General features: G+C 41.8%; 17 protein-coding genes and 1 riboswitch. Of the genes, 15 read left to right on the forward strand and 2 right to left on the reverse strand.

Annotated features, from left to right (window positions below):
* Positions 1-15 precede the first annotated feature (15 nt).
* The 14 genes from AC0VYV_RS07300 to AC0VYV_RS07365 all read left to right on the forward strand — a co-directional run bounded on the left by AC0VYV_RS07300 (position 16) and on the right by AC0VYV_RS07365 (position 14,406).
* The gene (locus tag AC0VYV_RS07300; protein ID WP_475367024.1) at positions 16-516 is read left to right on the forward strand and encodes an A24 family peptidase; all 501 of its coding nucleotides are present in this window, start codon (positions 16-18) and stop codon (positions 514-516) included.
* Positions 513-887 (forward strand): TadE/TadG family type IV pilus assembly protein, encoded by a 375-nt coding sequence (locus tag AC0VYV_RS07305; protein WP_194220946.1) that lies wholly within the window; start codon positions 513-515, stop codon positions 885-887. Before AC0VYV_RS07300 ends, AC0VYV_RS07305 begins: the two co-directional genes overlap by 4 nt.
* Positions 887-1,783 carry a pilus assembly protein TadG-related protein gene (locus tag AC0VYV_RS07310; RefSeq protein WP_475374698.1) on the forward strand — a complete coding sequence of 299 codons (897 nt, stop codon included), beginning with the start codon at positions 887-889 and terminating at the stop codon, positions 1,781-1,783. Before AC0VYV_RS07305 ends, AC0VYV_RS07310 begins: the two co-directional genes overlap by 1 nt.
* A 21-nt stretch (positions 1,784-1,804) precedes the next feature.
* Positions 1,805-2,368 (forward strand): Flp pilus assembly protein CpaB, encoded by a 564-nt coding sequence (gene cpaB / locus AC0VYV_RS07315; protein WP_475374699.1) that lies wholly within the window; start codon positions 1,805-1,807, stop codon positions 2,366-2,368.
* Positions 2,365-3,546, forward strand: coding sequence for a CpaE/TadZ family protein (locus AC0VYV_RS07320; RefSeq protein ID WP_475374700.1), 1,182 nt, complete (start codon positions 2,365-2,367; stop codon positions 3,544-3,546). The genes cpaB and AC0VYV_RS07320 overlap by 4 nt, the downstream gene beginning before the upstream one ends.
* 13 nt (positions 3,547-3,559) lie before the next feature.
* On the forward strand, positions 3,560-4,891 hold the full coding sequence (locus AC0VYV_RS07325; protein WP_475374701.1) for a CpaF family protein: 1,332 nt from the start codon (positions 3,560-3,562) through the stop codon (positions 4,889-4,891).
* Position 4,892: 1 nt separating this feature from the next.
* Complete coding sequence (locus tag AC0VYV_RS07330) at positions 4,893-5,852, forward strand: type II secretion system F family protein (RefSeq protein WP_475367028.1); 960 nt, start codon at positions 4,893-4,895, stop codon at positions 5,850-5,852.
* A 3-nt stretch (positions 5,853-5,855) separates the two neighbouring features.
* Positions 5,856-6,782 (forward strand): type II secretion system F family protein, encoded by a 927-nt coding sequence (locus AC0VYV_RS07335; RefSeq protein ID WP_430241332.1) that lies wholly within the window; start codon positions 5,856-5,858, stop codon positions 6,780-6,782.
* 179 nt (positions 6,783-6,961) lie between these two features.
* Positions 6,962-7,816 carry an MBL fold metallo-hydrolase gene (locus AC0VYV_RS07340; protein ID WP_475373577.1) on the forward strand — a complete coding sequence of 285 codons (855 nt, stop codon included), beginning with the start codon at positions 6,962-6,964 and terminating at the stop codon, positions 7,814-7,816.
* Positions 7,817-7,862: 46 nt separating this feature from the next.
* Positions 7,863-8,681, forward strand: coding sequence for an ABC transporter ATP-binding protein (locus AC0VYV_RS07345; RefSeq protein ID WP_475367030.1), 819 nt, complete (start codon positions 7,863-7,865; stop codon positions 8,679-8,681).
* 55 nt (positions 8,682-8,736) lie between these two features.
* Positions 8,737-9,114, forward strand: a complete 378-nt coding sequence (locus AC0VYV_RS07350; protein ID WP_475373578.1) for a hypothetical protein — start codon at positions 8,737-8,739, stop codon at positions 9,112-9,114.
* A gap of 159 nt (positions 9,115-9,273) precedes the next feature.
* Positions 9,274-9,385, forward strand: a riboswitch (SAM riboswitch).
* Positions 9,386-9,548: 163 nt separating this feature from the next.
* A complete protein-coding gene (locus AC0VYV_RS07355) occupies positions 9,549-11,372 on the forward strand; it encodes an assimilatory sulfite reductase (NADPH) flavoprotein subunit (protein ID WP_475374702.1) in 1,824 nt (607 codons plus the stop codon).
* 24 nt (positions 11,373-11,396) lie between these two features.
* Entirely contained in the window at positions 11,397-13,106 is a 1,710-nt protein-coding gene (gene cysI, locus AC0VYV_RS07360) for an assimilatory sulfite reductase (NADPH) hemoprotein subunit (RefSeq protein ID WP_475367033.1), read from the forward strand.
* An 85-nt stretch (positions 13,107-13,191) separates the two neighbouring features.
* The gene (locus tag AC0VYV_RS07365) at positions 13,192-14,406 is read left to right on the forward strand and encodes a threonine synthase (RefSeq protein WP_475374703.1); all 1,215 of its coding nucleotides are present in this window, start codon (positions 13,192-13,194) and stop codon (positions 14,404-14,406) included.
* Between the two features lie 63 nt (positions 14,407-14,469).
* Here the strand turns inward: AC0VYV_RS07365 and AC0VYV_RS07370 are convergent, their stop codons facing one another.
* Positions 14,470-15,027: an MEDS domain-containing protein gene (locus AC0VYV_RS07370; RefSeq protein ID WP_404682635.1), complete on the reverse strand. Its 558-nt coding sequence runs from the start codon at positions 15,025-15,027 to the stop codon at positions 14,470-14,472.
* Between the two features lie 173 nt (positions 15,028-15,200).
* A complete protein-coding gene (locus AC0VYV_RS07375; protein ID WP_283152497.1) occupies positions 15,201-15,680 on the reverse strand; it encodes a site-2 protease family protein in 480 nt (159 codons plus the stop codon).
* A 269-nt stretch (positions 15,681-15,949) separates the two neighbouring features.
* Between AC0VYV_RS07375 and AC0VYV_RS07380 the strand changes: the two genes are divergently transcribed.
* Positions 15,950-16,372 carry a DUF1801 domain-containing protein gene (locus AC0VYV_RS07380; RefSeq protein ID WP_475367035.1) on the forward strand — a complete coding sequence of 141 codons (423 nt, stop codon included), beginning with the start codon at positions 15,950-15,952 and terminating at the stop codon, positions 16,370-16,372.
* Positions 16,373-16,440 lie beyond the last annotated feature (68 nt).

Consider the following 16,440-nt stretch of genomic DNA (forward strand, 5'->3'; position numbering starts at 1 on the left):
CAAAGAGGGACTGCGATGCTATACAGTATCCTGGGCATTGTCTTACTTATTTCGTTTATAACAGATGTGCGGAAACGGCGCATTTTAAATATCGTTACATTCCCTGCAATGGGAATTGGTTTATTTTACTACACGTTAACTCTTGGTTGGAAAGGTTTTCTATTTAGTGGTGCTGGACTTCTTGTCGGATTCGCACTTCTTCTGATTCCATATTTGTTAGGGGGAATGGGGGCGGGAGATGTGAAGTTGCTTGCGGCGATTGGCGCCTTAACGGGCACTTCGTTTGTTCTTCACTCTTTTTTTTATACAGCATTAATTGGTGGAGTAATTGGTCTTATTTTAATTATGAAAAGAATGGAGTTTTGGAAGTTCATCAAATCTCCAACCTATACGCTATATTCTTTAATGAATCTGAAAGGTTATAAATTTAATAAAGAAAGCAATCTAACCTATCCTTACGGCGTAGCCATTACGTTCGGAACCTTGTGTGCTGCTTTTTTAGGAGGGATGACATGAGGTCTGAAAAAGGTCAATCAATGGTAGAGTTTGCGCTTGTCCTTCCAGTTCTTGTAATGCTTTTGTTTGGCATTATCGATTTTGGTCGTATTTTTCATACGTATCTTGCGATTGACCATGCAAGTAGAGAAGCGGCAAGGACGGCAAGCATCGGAGAGAACGATGCGACGATCGTCTCTACGGCAGTTTCGAGCGCCTCCAGTATACACCTCACTTCTGGTCAGGTAGCGGTTTCACCAGGTGGTGCGAAATCTTCAGGAAGTGATGTGACTGTTACGATCACTTATCCGGTTCGTTTTCTTACACCAGTTGTTTCAAGCGTAACCGGACCGATTACCTTATCCAGCTCAACTGTTATGAGGGTTGAGTGATGAAAAAGACTCGCTTCTTTTTCACGAATGAAAGAGGGAATGTGGCCGTTATGCTTGCGCTAAGTTTAACCGTTTTACTTGGCGTAACCGCTATGGTCATCGATGTTGGGCGACTTTATCACGAGAAAAGAATTCTTCAAAATGCGATGGATGCAGCGGCACTTTCCGGGGCTCAAGGATTGTTAACGAGTGAGGTAAGTGCTGCTTCTATTGCAAAGGAACTTGCTAGTAAAAATACATTTCCAGTCGACGATGGTGATCTAACGATTACAAGTCAGTCGATCAAAGTATCAAAACAGTCGATTGTTCCGATGACGTTTGCACGCGTATTTGGAATCCAAGAAGCTTCAGTCAAGGCTTCAGCCAAAGCTGAGGTCGGTTTGTTGAAGTCTGCCAAGCGCGTTACGCCTATTGCGATCGAACATACCGCTATTCCGAATGAGACAGAGTTAAAATGCGAAAATACTGGAAAGCATCACGGGAACTGTGGGTACCTTGATATCAACAGTAATGGGGCAAGCGGTTTAGCTGAGAATATCATCAACGGTGTAGAGCTTGAAGTTGGGACGAATGTCCAAACAGAACCCGGGCAAAAATGGGGGCCTGTCAAAAACGCGATTGAAACACTCATTAGTAAGGATGCTGGCAAAACAAAATGTCAGGCTGCGGCCACAGCAGATTATTCCTGTGCGCGTATCATTATCATTCCGCTTATTGATTCATGGGATGGCGTGAATGGAAAGTCGAGGGTTGAGGTTGTCGGGTTAGCTGCTTATTGGATTGAACGTTTAGATGAACCGAAGCGAATTGTTGGCAAATTTAAAAAGGTTGTTACTACTGGTGAAATAGGCGGCTCAGGGCCGGGTAATTTATATGGCGTGAAGCTGGTTGAATAGGTAGAAGTGAGGGAGAAGGGTATGAAAACAAAAAGAATTTGGATGTGGTCCATCGTATTTGGAGCATTCGCAACAATCATTGTGTATGTTGCCCTATTCACGAATCTAACTACAGACGCAGAAACTGAGGTTAAGAAAGTAGAGGAACCTGAGGTTGCGGCAGAGACGACGGTTTCGAAGCGAGAAATACCGAATTCAATGGTTGAAGTGAGCGAGGGACATCGCGCGATCTCGCTAAATGTTGAATTAGCGAGCGGAGTTTCAGGTTATGTACAGCCGGATGACTTCGTTGATGTCATTGCTTATGAAACAAAGATTGATGAAGAAAAGAAGGAATTTAAATCTGCGGTCCTTATACTGCAAAGTGTAAAAGTACTAACGTCAGGTAAGGCGCCTGACACCATGGAAGAAGCTCTCCATTATGAAACAGTCACTCTTGAAGTCACACCTGAGCAAGGAGTGAGCTTAAGTCTAGCCGCTAAGGATAAGGACGGATTTTACCTCATGTTACGGAATGGTGAAGATGATGGAACAGTGAAAGAAGGACTAAAAGAAACAAGACAGGTTTATAAGGAGAATGAATGACAATGGACCTAAACTGGTATTTTTACTCTGACACAAATGCGCGTGCAGATGAATTAGAAGCGCTACTTATGAAGAAGAGTCATACTTTAAAAAGCTTTCAACTGTTAGAGGATCTTTTTCATCAGCTTGAGCGAATGCCTCATTCTATTCTTTTTCTTAAAGCTAATACGACTTACAACGTATATGATCTTTGTCAGGAAATTTCAGTTAAATTCCCTTCCACCTATTTGATTATTATCGTACCTGAAAATATGGAAAATACTAAAAAAGCGATGCGAGTTGGAGCTTCAAATATGCTAACGTATTCTTCTGATTCAGAAGAGGTCAATGAAGTGATCATTCAAGCACAAACATTTGTGAAACAACGTGCTGACCAGAAAGGAAACACTCATCCTCATCTCCAAAAGAAAAATAGTCGAGTGATGTCAATATGTAGTTCTAAGGGTGGGGTTGGTAAAACCACATTATCTGTCAATCTAGCAAATGCTTTTGTGAAAGACGGAAAGAGCGTAGTGATTTTAGATGCAAATTTTCAGTTTGGAGATGTTTCGATGTACGTGGACTTGAAGCCGAAAAGGTCGGTCTATGAATGGGTAAAGGAGGGGGTTGAGCGAGAACGCTATGGAATTGAAAATTATTTAACGCATCACTCAAGTGGTGTTGCCATTCTCTCTACACCTCCTAGACCGGAATTTTTTGAAATCATAACAGAGGAGCATCTGGAGCTTGCCGTTAGTGAACTACGTAAAAGCTATGATGTTATTCTGATTGATACCCCGACGTACATTTCCGAGATTCATCTCAAAAGTCTTATGCTCTGTGATGAGATCCTCTTAGTCACGACGGGCGATTTACCAGTACTAAGAAATACGAAACTTTACTTGGATATGCTGGAATCCCTACAACTAAATGAGAAGGTTAAGATTATTTTAAATAGAGACTCCAAGCACCGCGTCATAGAAGCGAAGCGAATGGAAAGCATTCTTCAAGAGCCAGTCTATGTTTCGTTGCCAGACCAAGGAGTACACATAGCTACAACGATTAATGAAGGTCTTCCACTAGTGATGAAAAATGGGCGGAATGCTTTTTCTAAAGGTATGTTCATCCTTGCGCATCAATTAATACCTGTTAGTAGTGAAGTAGAGAAAAAGCCAAAACGATTCGCTCTGAGTCGATGAAGGGGGAATTTCGTTGTCACTTTTCAAACGATATGCTGAAGAAGAGACATCAATAGTTGAAGAACGAAAAGAAGTGCCGATCGTGAATACGGTTGAATACAAGCAAGTAGAAACGAAATTGCAAGCTTTTTTGCTAGATGAACTAAAAAAGCACCAGTTTCAAGCTGAAGAAGAATCGAAGAAAATTCGAGAGTGGGGGAAGCTCTTTTTAGATAACGAAGCTGAAAGGCTTACCTTTGAAGAAAAGAAACGAATACTTGAATCAGTAGAGCACGAATTGCTCGGGTATGGGCCGATTACGCCTTTATTGGAAGATGACACTGTTTCAGAAGTGATGGTGAACGGGGCGGAGGCCATTTATTATGAACAGTATGGAAAATTGAAGAAAAGCTTTCTAACTTTTCGCGATGATAATCATTTAAGTCGTGTGATCGAACGAATTGTTTCTCCTCTCGGAAGAAGAATCGATGAAAGCTCTCCGATGGTAGATGCGCGACTTCCTGATGGATCACGTGTAAATGCCGTTATTCCACCCCTTTCCTTGACAGGGCCGTCCCTTACGATAAGAAAATTCTCTGCTACGCCTCTTCAAATGCACGATCTCATAAATTATCAGACTCTAAGTGAAGACATGGCGGAGTTTCTAGAAATTTGTGTTCAATCGAGATTAAATGTTTTTATTAGCGGGGGAACCGGCTCGGGAAAGACATCAACACTTAATGTGCTTTCTTCCTTTATCCCGAATGATGAGCGAATTGTAACGATTGAAGATGCAGCGGAGTTGAACTTATCTCAGGAGCACATTGTTTCATTAGAATCGCGGCCTCCTAATATTGAAGGCAAGGGGGAGATTTCGATTCGAGAGCTTGTCCGGAATGCGCTGAGAATGCGACCTGATCGAATTGTTGTTGGTGAGGTCCGTGGGGCGGAGGCGCTTGATATGCTTCAGGCGATGAATACAGGGCATGACGGCAGTCTTAGTACAGGACATGCCAATTCACCAAGAGATATGTTGTCACGACTTGAAACAATGGTGCTGATGGCTGGGTTTGATTTACCTTTACGAGCCATTCGAGAGCAAATTGCTAATGCACTGGATCTTATTGTTCAACAGGCTAGAATGAAGGATGGATCGAGGAAGATCACCCGTATTACCGAGGTGATTGGTATGGAAGAAAACATCATTGTTCTTCAAGATTTGTTTGTTTATAAGGAAACGGGACGAAACAGCGATGGTAGCGTAGTAGGGCATTTTGAAACAACCGGGGTAAGACCGAATGTATCAGAACTTCTTGAACAAAATGGCTACAAGATTTCATCATCTTGGTTTAAAGAGGTGTGGTGAAATGAATGATTGGGTTCTCCTTGTAGTGATTTTTGTTTCAGTGACCTTACTCTTTTATTTGATTTCCAAAGGGGTTATGAGAAAGAAAAAAACCAATGAGCGTATTAAGAGGTTTATCCCACAAGCCGTCGCTGTCACTGAGGTTAAGGAAAAGCAAAAGAATGAAACATTTAGAAAATGGATTGGTTCATTTGCAAAAGCATTTTCTGGCATACAGTTTAGCCAAAAAACAAAGAAATCTCTTGAACAATCGGGAAGTTCATTAAAAGCAGAAGAGTTCTTTGTTATTCGCATTTTAAGTGCGATGGCAGTGGCTGGATTGCTCTATGTCCTTGGTGTACCATGGTTTGTTAGCATTCTATCGCTTTTGATCGGTTTTATTATTCCTGGTATCTATATCACGATTAAAGCAAAGAAGAGAATCAAGCTACTATCCTATCAGCTTGTTGAGGCGCTTGGTACGATGTCCAACTCGATGAGGGCAGGGTTTAGTTTCGTGCAGACGATGCAACTCATTGGGAAGGAAATGCCAGATCCGATTGGTCCAGAATTTGATCGTACTGTTCGTGAAATTGGAATGGGTATACCTATGGAAACCGTGTTTCAAAGCCTGTTAGAACGTTTACCAAATAAAGAGCTTGAAGTTGTTATACAAGCTATTCTTGCACAACGTAAAAGTGGTGGGAACCTGGCGCAGCTTATGGATACGATGGAAGATACTATTCGAGGGAGGATCCGGATTCTCGAAGAACTAAAGACGCTGACGGCACAAGGAAAGTTATCATCCTGGATCATTACTGCTCTCCCTCTTGTGATGGGAATCTACCTCTATTTTGTAAGTCCTGAATACCTTGAACCAATGCTTACCTATCCATTGGGCTGGTTTCTTCTAGTAACAGGGGCGATTTCACTATTCATCGGCTGGTTTTTAATTCAAAAGATTGTTCGGATTGAGGTGTAACCAATGATTGCTATTCTGTTTATGCTTTGTACGATGGTTTGTTTCGTATTGTTTATTGCTGCCCTTCTTAAAACCGTTTATCGAAAAGAACTTGCTCTTGAATCTCGCGTTGAGCACTATTTTGGCAAGGAAGAAAAAATTCAACGTAAAACCGAAAAAAGAGAAAGTGGATCTTACCATCCACTACTTCGTAAATATTGGGGAATGGGTATTGAACAGGTGAGTAAAACATTTGCAAGAAAGGATCGAAAGAAGTTAGATATGCTCCTCCATGAGGCTGGATATGGAAACCGTTCGGCAGTTGAATTCCGACTTATTCAACTTCTTCTCAGCATCGGTGGAGGGTTCTTAACTTACTTGCTTATGGTGCCTGTGACGGATGGAAATGCTTCTATGACACTTGTATTAGCACTTGGGGTTGTTTTCTTATTTTATCGATATCCTTTGTTTTACCTAGCGAAGAAAAAAACGCAGCGCGTTAAAATAATCGATATGGAAATGTCCGATTTCTTTGATATGGTAAGTCTACTTCTTGAAGCAGGCGTAGGACTTGAAGGGGCGATCAAAAATGTATGTGCAAGAAAGTCTGGCCCACTTGCGGATGAGTTTAGTCAGGCATTAGATGAGATGAAGCGAGGGAAATCGCGACGAGAAGCATTTTATAATCTGAAAAAACGTGTTCCTTCAGATTATTTTCAAAGTGTGATGATGTCGATTATTCAAGCCGATCATCTTGGAATCGGAATGTCAAAAGTTATTAAAAATATTACGGCACGCATTCGTGAACAGAGACGTGAACGAGCACGCGAGCAAGCGATGAAAGCTCCAGTGAAAATGCTCATACCTATGGTTCTCTTTATTTTTCCACCCCTCTTTATCATTATCCTTGGACCGATGGTAGTGAAAATCGTCGTGGATGGCTTTGGTTAAGAGAAGACGAACACCTCCATTTCTACTGCAATGCGAAAAAATCACCTTTCCTAAACGACGCTTCCATTTGGAGGTGTCTATTTTTGTATGTAGTAGAAAAAATACGAATACAAAACTTCAAAATGATAAAATGGAAATAAGAAATTTCATCGAGGTTTGTATTTTAAGGAGGACAATAAATGCAACAGATTAAACAAATTGGCAATCGCTTTTACTATCAAACACCAGTTTCCGAAACGGACCGACCGATTCTAGGAATGGTGATTGGAGATAGAAAGTCTCTGATGATCGATGCTGGGAATTCAGAGGACCATGCTCGTTATTTTCTAAAAGAACTATCGGAAAAAGGATTCAAGGAACCGGACATGGTCGCGCTCACTCATTGGCATTGGGATCATATCTTTGGACTATCAGCGCTGAAAGATGCTGTCTCCTTATCCTCGCATCAGACGAAAGAGGAAATTAGTAAGCTTATTCCATTAGGATGGTCTGATGATGAGTTGGATGAGCGGGTGAAAGAAGGCACTGAAATTGAATTTTGTGCAAATGCGATCAAGAAGGAATTTGTGGATTCTCGAGACATTACGATTACGCTACCAGATGTAACGTTTGGTGAGAAAATGGAGATTGATCTTGGTGGTGTCACGTGTATTCTTCAGCCTGTTGGGGGCGATCACGCGGCTGATTCGGTTGTGATTTATATGAAGGAAGAGAAAATCCTTTTTCTTGGAGACTGCTTTTATCCTGATATTTTTTCAGAAAAAGTCAACTACACTGTTAACATAACAAATCGACTGCTTGATCAGTTAGAAAGCTTTGAGGCAGAATGGTTCATCTTATCACACGGGGAGGCAATCTCTAAGGAGGATTTTAAGAACGAAGTGAACCTTTTACGTGCTGTTGCTTCTATTACTGAGGAGTGCAATGGTGATGTTACACGTATGCAAAAGTTGTATGAGCATAACGTTGGCAGAGACTCACGCGAAGAGGAGCTTGAAGTGATTCAAGAATTTGCTAACGGGTATACGATGTAAAAAGCGCTAGTTGGAATGACTTTCTTCAAAGAACGGAGTGGGATGTATGGCAATCATTCATGTAGAAAATGCTTATTACACACGTGAGAAACAGATGATTTTATCCGATATTTCTTTTTCCGTAGAGAAAGGCCAGCATCAGGCCATTATCGGATTAAATGGATCAGGTAAAACGACACTACTTCAGTTAATTCACGGCTCGATCTGGCCACTGCTTCGCTATGATCCCGTCGTTGAAGTATTGGGGTATCGTCTTGGAAAAACTGATTTGAGTGAACTTAGAAAATCTATTGGCTGGGTGAGCAACGCTTTCACTGAGCGTATCTCTCCGATGCAGGAAGTGACAGATGTTGTGATTAGCGGGAAGTTTGCCTCAGCTGGACTTTATGAGCAGGTGACGGAACAGGAAGAATCGCAAGCGATGAAGATGATGCAGGAATGGGGGATTGCTCATTTACGCGGTAAACCTTTTCGAATTTGCTCTCAAGGTGAGAAGCAGAAAGTCCTGATAGCGAGAGCTTTGATGTCTTCGCCAAAGCTTCTTATTCTAGATGAACCGTGCAACGGACTTGATCTGTATTCACGCGAACAGTTATTAGCTCAGGTTGAACGCCTTGGAAAAGAGGAAGAGGGTCCAACCATATTGTATATCACTCATCATATTGAGGAGATTTGTCCCGTATTCACTCACGCTATGATTATGGAAAATGGTCGAATTGCAGTGAATGGCAAGAAGAAAGATGTGTTAACAGCTGAACATCTTAGTAAAAGTATGGGCGTCCCTTTAGAAGTGACGTGGAACAGAGAGCGACCTTGGGTTCAGGTGATTTCAAATGAGATGAAGCCAGCTTATCCATCTGCATAAGGACCGTGTATCTCAAAAATGGCCAAATTCGTTCATCGTCAAAAGGAGGTATGTATTGAAGGATTTTGCTTCGCTAACCCATAAAGAAATTGCGATTCGATATACGGTATTGACGCTGTTTCTATCGTCTACCATTTTTATAGTGAGTTACGACCTTCCACTCTGGGCGTATGTCATATGCATGCTTCTATCGATATTTGGTATTGCGGTGAACTTGTTGAAATGGAAACGTGGGAAAAAAGTTAACGTCACATTTAAAGATCATGTCATTCGCTCCTGCGTTTTTTCTTTCATAGCTTTTCTCTTGTTGGTGCTGCCTTTTGACTACTCCAGTTGGTTGATGATTCTTATGATTCTATCTCTTGTCATGGCGAATACGATTGATTTCATGCGCATGCGGAATAGGATACAAGAGGGACAACGGCAGGGATAAAAGACCTGAATCATTTGGATTATTTTTCATGAAGATGGCTGGTGTTATCGCCATTTAGTTAATTGAATGATGATAATTTTCTAATAATATATTGACTTTTATTCGATCTCGAGATAACATTTGAACCAATCATTGTCATATACAATTTGATAGCAACATTTCTTATCAAGAGAGGTGGAGGGACTGGCCCTATGAAGCTTCGGCAACCGATGAGATGATCCTTCATCTCATACTGTGCCAAATCCAGCAGGTTTATCCTGAAAGATAAGAAGACTGGCTTCGTACTTACAAACCTTTCTTCTTATGTTTTGAGAAGAGAGGTTTTTTGTGTTGAATGGGTTAGGGGGAATGCAGACGAATTAATTTGCTATTAATTCCGAGTAAACTACTTTAATTACATTGAATTAAATTTGAGTATTGTGAGGTGGATAGTATTGCAGTTACAGGTTGTGAATAGCCCTTTTGACAAAGAACAAACGGAGCTTTTAAATCGTCTCTTACCAACATTAAATGAGACGCAGAAAATATGGCTGAGCGGATACCTTTCCGTACCAGGTAGCTCTGAAGCTGCGGCAGCTACTGAGACGGTTGCTCAAGGTGTTTCTGCTTCAGAAGCATTCTCTAAACAAGAAGCAAAAACACGTGAGCTTACGATTCTCTATGGCTCACATACTGGCAATTGTCAGTCACTAGCGGAATCTTTCTTTGAGCGATTGGAAAACGAGAAATACAACGTTACCCTTTCATCGCTTGATGATTTTAAGCCAAAGTCGCTTAAAAAAGTAGAAGATTTATTATTGATTACAAGCACCCACGGAGATGGCGATCCTCCTGATAATGCGTTAAGCTTCCATGACTTTGTTCAAAGTAAGAGAGCCCCTGAATTAAATGGTCTCAGATTCTCAGTCTTATCACTTGGTGATAGCTCCTATGAATTTTTCTGCCAAACCGGGAAAGATTTTGACAAGCGCTTTGAAGAATTAGGTGCAACAAGGCTCTATCCTCGTGTAGATTGTGATCTTGATTTCGAAGAGCCGGCAGAAGAGTGGTTCGAAGGCGTGACGGGAGTATTGAAAGAAGATCAGTCTACGAGAGAATCGACTTCTGAAACAAAACCTGATGAGTCGAATCAGACGTATTCCAGAACGAATCCATTCAAAGCCGAAATTCTTGAGAATGTTAATTTGAATGGACGTGGATCGAATAAAGAAACACGGCACATTGAGCTTGATCTTGAAGGATCGAACCTTGATTATGAGCCGGGTGATAGCCTTGGTATTTACCCGGAGAATGATACTGCTCTTGTCCGTCAGCTAATCGATGAACTGAACTGGAAGCGAGAAGAACAGGTTATGGTGAACAAAAAGGGTGACGTTCAGCCACTTGAAGAAGCTTTAACGAAAACATATGAGATTACGAGTCTCACAAAGCCATTGCTCAAGAAGATTGCAGAGCTGACATCAAGTTTTGAGCTTAAGCGCATGGTTGAAGCGGAAGGCGAAGAACTAAGAACATACCTTTACGGTAGAGATTTAATTGATTTGGTGAAGGACTACGGACCGTGGACCGTCTCGGCACAGGAGTTTGTAAACGTTCTGCGCAAAATTCCGGTTCGTCTTTATTCGATCGCAAGCAGTTCAAAGGCAAATCCAGATGAAGTTCATCTCACAATTGGGGCACTAAGGTATGATGCACATGGTCGAGCTCGTACGGGCGTATGCTCTGGCCAATGCGCAGAGCGCTCACAAGCGGGGGTTACACTCCCAGTATATGTGCAGCGAAATCAAAACTTTAGACTTCCGGATCATCCTGACACCCCTATCATTATGATAGGCGCAGGTACTGGCGTAGCGCCGTACCGGGCATTCTTACAAGAGCGAGAAGAAAGTGGCGCAAGTGGAGAAACGTGGCTATTCTTTGGTGAACAGCATTTTGTCACAGACTTTCTTTATCAAGTCGAATGGCAGAAGTGGTTGAAAGATGGGGTGCTTTCTCGTATGGACGTGGCGTTTTCTCGTGATTCAGAAGAGAAAGTGTATGTTCAGCACCGCATGCTCGAGCGAAGTAAAGAACTATACGAGTGGCTGCAAGAGGGTGCGCACGTCTACGTATGTGGAGATGAAAAGTATATGGCAAAAGACGTTCACGTGGCACTCGTTAACATCTTAGAGCAACAGGGGAATTTCAGTGAGTCAGAAGCAGAAGCTTATCTTGCAGATCTACGTAACGCGAAACGCTACCAGCGCGATGTGTACTAAGCGCATCAGGGAAGGAGATTGATCATGTCGAAAAAGACGGTAACAGAAGACGGCAAACCGAGTGAAATGGAGAAAATCAAAGACGAAAGTGATTACTTACGCGGATCGCTTGTGAAAAGCTTTGCGGATCCCATCACCGCTTCCATCCCAGACGCAGATACAAAACTATTAAAATTTCATGGGAGCTATATGCAAGATGATCGCGATATTCGTCAGGAGCGAAAACAGCAGAAGCTTGAACCAGCTTATCAGTTTATGGTTCGAGTGCGACTACCTGGTGGAGTAGCTAACCCAGAGCAATGGCTAGTAATGGATGATCTTGCGAATCAATACGGAAATGGGACGTTAAAGCTAACGACGCGCCAAACGTTCCAAATGCATGGGATCTTAAAGTGGAATATGAAAAAAAGCATTCAGGCAATGGACCAGGTTCTGATGGATTCTCTTGCGGCATGCGGTGACGTGAATCGGAATGTGATGTGTAATGCCAATCCCTATCAATCGGATATTCATGCCGAGGTGCATGGATGGGCACGGAAGTTAAGCGATGATCTCTTACCGAGAACGAGAGCGTACCATGAAATCTGGTTAGATGAAGAAAAAGTGCTTGATCGAAAAGAAGAGGAAATTGAGCCGATGTATGGCCCACATTACTTGCCAAGAAAGTTTAAGATTGGGGTCGCTGTCCCTCCATCAAACGATGTGGATATTTTCTCACAAGATCTTGGCTTTATTGCGATTCTTGAAGATGGCAAGCTACAAGGATTTAATGTCGCGGTAGGCGGCGGCATGGGTATGACGCATGGAGACACAAGTACGTATCCTCAGCTATCCCGAATGATTGGATTTTGTACACCCGAAAAGATTGTTGATGTTGCTGAGAAAATCATTACAATTCAGCGGGATTATGGCAATCGGTCAGAGCGGAAGAACGCTCGTTTCAAATATACGATCGATCGAAGAGGACTCGACTGGGTTCGGAACGAATTGAATAATAGACTGGGCTATGAACTAGAAGAAGCTCGTTCTTATCACTTCGATCATAATGGTGATCGCTATGGATGGGTGAAGGGTGACGGCAAATGGCATTTAACGCTCTTTATCCAAAATGGTCGTATTGTGGATTTAGAAGATTATCAGATTATGACAGGGCTTCGTGAAATTGCAAAGGTTCACGAAGGAGATTTCAGACTAACGCCGAACCAGAATCTCATTATAGCGAATGTATCAGAAGAAAAGAAAGCAGAGATTGATGAGCTTGTGGCAACATACGGTCTTACAGATGGGAAACAAAATTCAGCACTGCGCCGTAATTCGATGGCTTGCGTGGCGTTCCCAACATGCGGTCTAGCGATGGCAGAAGCAGAGCGATATTTACCTTCTCTCATTGATAAGATTGAAGAGATCGTGGATGAAGCGGGACTGAGAGAAGAAGAAATCGTGATCCGCATGTCAGGTTGTCCAAATAGCTGCTCACGTCCGACGCTTGGGGAGATTGCCTTTATTGGGAAAGCACCTGGTAAGTACAATATGTACATGGGAGCAGGGTTCGTTGGGGATCGTCTCAGCAAGCTTTATAAAGAAAACATTGGCGAAGAAGAAATCCTTGCGTCATTAAAACCGATTCTATTTAACTATGCGAAAGAAAAAGAGGTAGATGAGCATTTCGGTGATTATGTGATTCGAGCAGGATATGTTGAAGAAGTGCGATCAGGACTTGATTTTCATAGCTAGTTATATCGAAATGAAGCCCGAAGTTCATCAGCGTGTGAACTTTGGGTTTCAACACGTCTTTTACTAAATTGTCGGAGGTGCTTCAATGCCATATAGTATGGTTTGTCATTTATCATGTCCAAAGTGCAACGAGACATATGATTCAGATACGATTCAACAGCTTTGTGTTTGTGGTTCACCACTTCTTGTCGAATATGATCTTGATGAGGTGAAAAAGTGTCTTACAAAGGAAATGATTGCCGGACGAGAACAGTCGCTCTGGCGCTATCATGAATTACTTCCGGTTAAAGAAGAAAAGAATAAAGTTAGTTTTGAAGAAGGGTTGACCCCTTTCCTGCCACTACCATCCCTTGGTCAGAAAATGAATCTCTCAAACTTATACATAAAAGACGAGGGAATGGTGCCGACGGGTTCATTTAAAGCTCGGGGAGCGGCAGTCGGCATTTCGAAGGCAAAGGAGCTTGGCGTTCAGAACCTTGCGATGCCGACAAATGGAAATGCTGGAGCTGCCTGGTCACTTTATGCAGCAAAGGCTGGGTTGGACGCTCATATCGTTATGCCTGTTGACGCACCTGAGATTACGAGAAAAGAAGTGAGTATTTCTGGTGCTCATCTTTATCTAGTCAACGGGTTAATAAGTGACGCTGGTAAAATAGTTGGTGATCTCGTGAAAGAGCAAGGATTTTATGATGCATCTACCCTAAAAGAGCCCTATCGCATTGAAGGTAAAAAAACGATGGGGTATGAAATAGCGGAACAGCTGAATTGGGAGCTTCCTGATGTAATTCTTTATCCAACAGGCGGTGGCGTTGGTCTTATTGGGATCTATAAAGCGTTTCTTGAGCTTCAGAAGCTTGGTTGGATTAAGGATCAAAAGCTTCCAAGATTAGTTGCTGTGCAATCGGAGGGGTGTGCCCCTATTGTGAAGGCATTCGAAGAAGGAAAAACTGAGTCTGAGTTCTGGGAAAATTCAACGACGCATGCGTTTGGTATCAATGTACCTAAAGCGATCGGAGACTTTCTTGTATTGGATGCGATCTATCAAACAGACGGGTGTGCCGTTGCTGTTTCTGAAGAAGATATTCGAATCTCTCAGCGAGAAGTTGCTGCGTTAGAAGGGCAATTTATTTGTCCCGAAGGAGCGAGTACATTCGCTGCTGCGGAAAGATTAAGGGAACGAAATTGGATCAAAGAAAATGAACAGGTTATTTGTTTAAATACGGGCCTTGGTATTAAATATCCAGATGCTTTTGAAGTAAATGTGAAAACAATGGAGACGAATGAAAGAATCAACGTCTAATATCTTAGCCATACCAAAGGTAATGCACCACTCTGAGATTTTCTTAGAGGGGTGCATTTCTATTTAAGCTAAATATTGTTTTGAAGTGAAAAATTCTTCTTCCATTAACACGTAAGGGTGAGTTTCCATCAAAATGTTAATGAGGTAATCAGGCATTCTTTCTCCATCGTATGCACAAATAAGAGGGAAGGAAAGATCGTTAACTGCTTCGTCTACAATTTTTTCGAAGTCTTCTATAAGGTGAAGAGGGTCTTCCATCGAGGCCCATTCCACATGTGCCCATGAGCGGAAGGAGAGATTAGATTCCACATAAGGTTGAACGGTCTTTTTGAAATATTCATGAATAGCAGGAGGATGATAACTGCCGCTAGAAAAGTAAAAGTCGAAGCTGTTCACTCTGTGGACAAACTTCATTTCGTTAGCCGTTAACCTTGAGGTTAATTCTTTCTCAATCATCGGATACAGGCGATCATTTTCGATTAAGATGACGTAATCTCCGTTCGCGACTCCTTTTTCAGTATAACTAACGACTTGTTCGAGGTAATTCTTCATCCCATGGTAGGCATAAAGCACATGAACACTTTTTTGCTCCTCGAACAGCTGATTCATCTTGCTAGTCAAGTGATCACCCCTTCGTTTTCTTCTACTTTTATTTTACTACAATTCTTCGAAGAGATACATGGCGGTATGAGTAGGCATGAGGTTTTTATTTCGGTAAAGGTGAGAATGATGGTGCGATATGAAAAAAAGCCAGATTCTGTGTGAGAACAGAATTTGGCTTTTATCCTTTACGTTTAATCAATTGGATCGACGGATTTTCCGTATCGAAGAACATCGAATACGGCCATCCCATCACTAGGTCTGCCATTGTCATTACGGAAGGGCATAAGTGAGAAGAAAATAAAGTAGATAGAGAAATATGTGAACTGATAGAAAAACAGCGTTACAGGTATTGTGTTTGAGGTAATCAAGTAGTTAATGATTAAAATCACAATGAGATTAAATAGACTGCCACCTAAATAGATCGCAACGTGTGCCCACGTTTTGTTGTAGGTTAATTCTTCGTATTGGCACCAGCCTTCCATGAAATACTTTCTTCTAATTTCCAGCGGTCCTATATGAAAGAGCGTGCGTCCTGTACCGATGCAAAATTTCACTTTGCCTCCAAATAGCCGCGCTATGAGCACGTGACCCGCTTCATGGACAAGAGTGACAATTGGTAGAATAATGAAGAAATTCACAAAGAACATGGGAATATCATTTAAAGTAAACATGGTTATACCTCCGAGATGTAAGTATCAACTAAAGTTTGGTATGACTATAAAAAGGAACGTTCCCGATTTACTCGTTTCCTAACTGATTTTCGATAAGAAACATGAAACGGTAATAAAAGAAATGCTTTTGATACATCTTTACTTGTAAGGGCATAGCAGTAATAAGCTTTCGAAATTTGCGATTGTTGAACTAAGGAAAATAAAAAGGAATTAACGAAAGGGCGGAGTAAATAGTAAGTGAAAGGTGAAGAAATAAAGGGGGTATTTTGATGTATGAACTGAAAACGAAAGAAACGGATAACAGTGTGATTGAATTCATCGAAAGCGTTGATCATCCAAAGAAGCGGGAGGATGGCTATCGTTTGTTAGATCTTTTTACTGAAACGACAGGGTATGAAGCGAAAATGTGGGGACCAAGTATTATTGGGTTCGGAAGTTATCATTATAAATACGCTACGGGACATGAGGGGGATGCACCGCTCGTTGGATTTTCTCCTAGGAAGGCTAAGATTAGTTTGTATCTCGCTCAAGGAGAACCAGAGCGCGAGGATGCTTTAGCTCGATTAGGAAAACATACAACAGGGAAGGCCTGTGTTTATGTAAATAAGCTTGCGGACATTGATCTTGAAGTACTTAAAGAGCTAATATGTCAATCAGTCGAATATTTGAAAAAGCTGTACCCAGAAAAATAAGGTAGATATTGCATAGTAAGGCGGAAACATAATAATTTATATTGCTAGAGAGAATGGTACGATGAGCC

The sequence above is a fragment of the Anaerobacillus sp. QJM3NY_17 genome, from assembly GCF_056173665.1.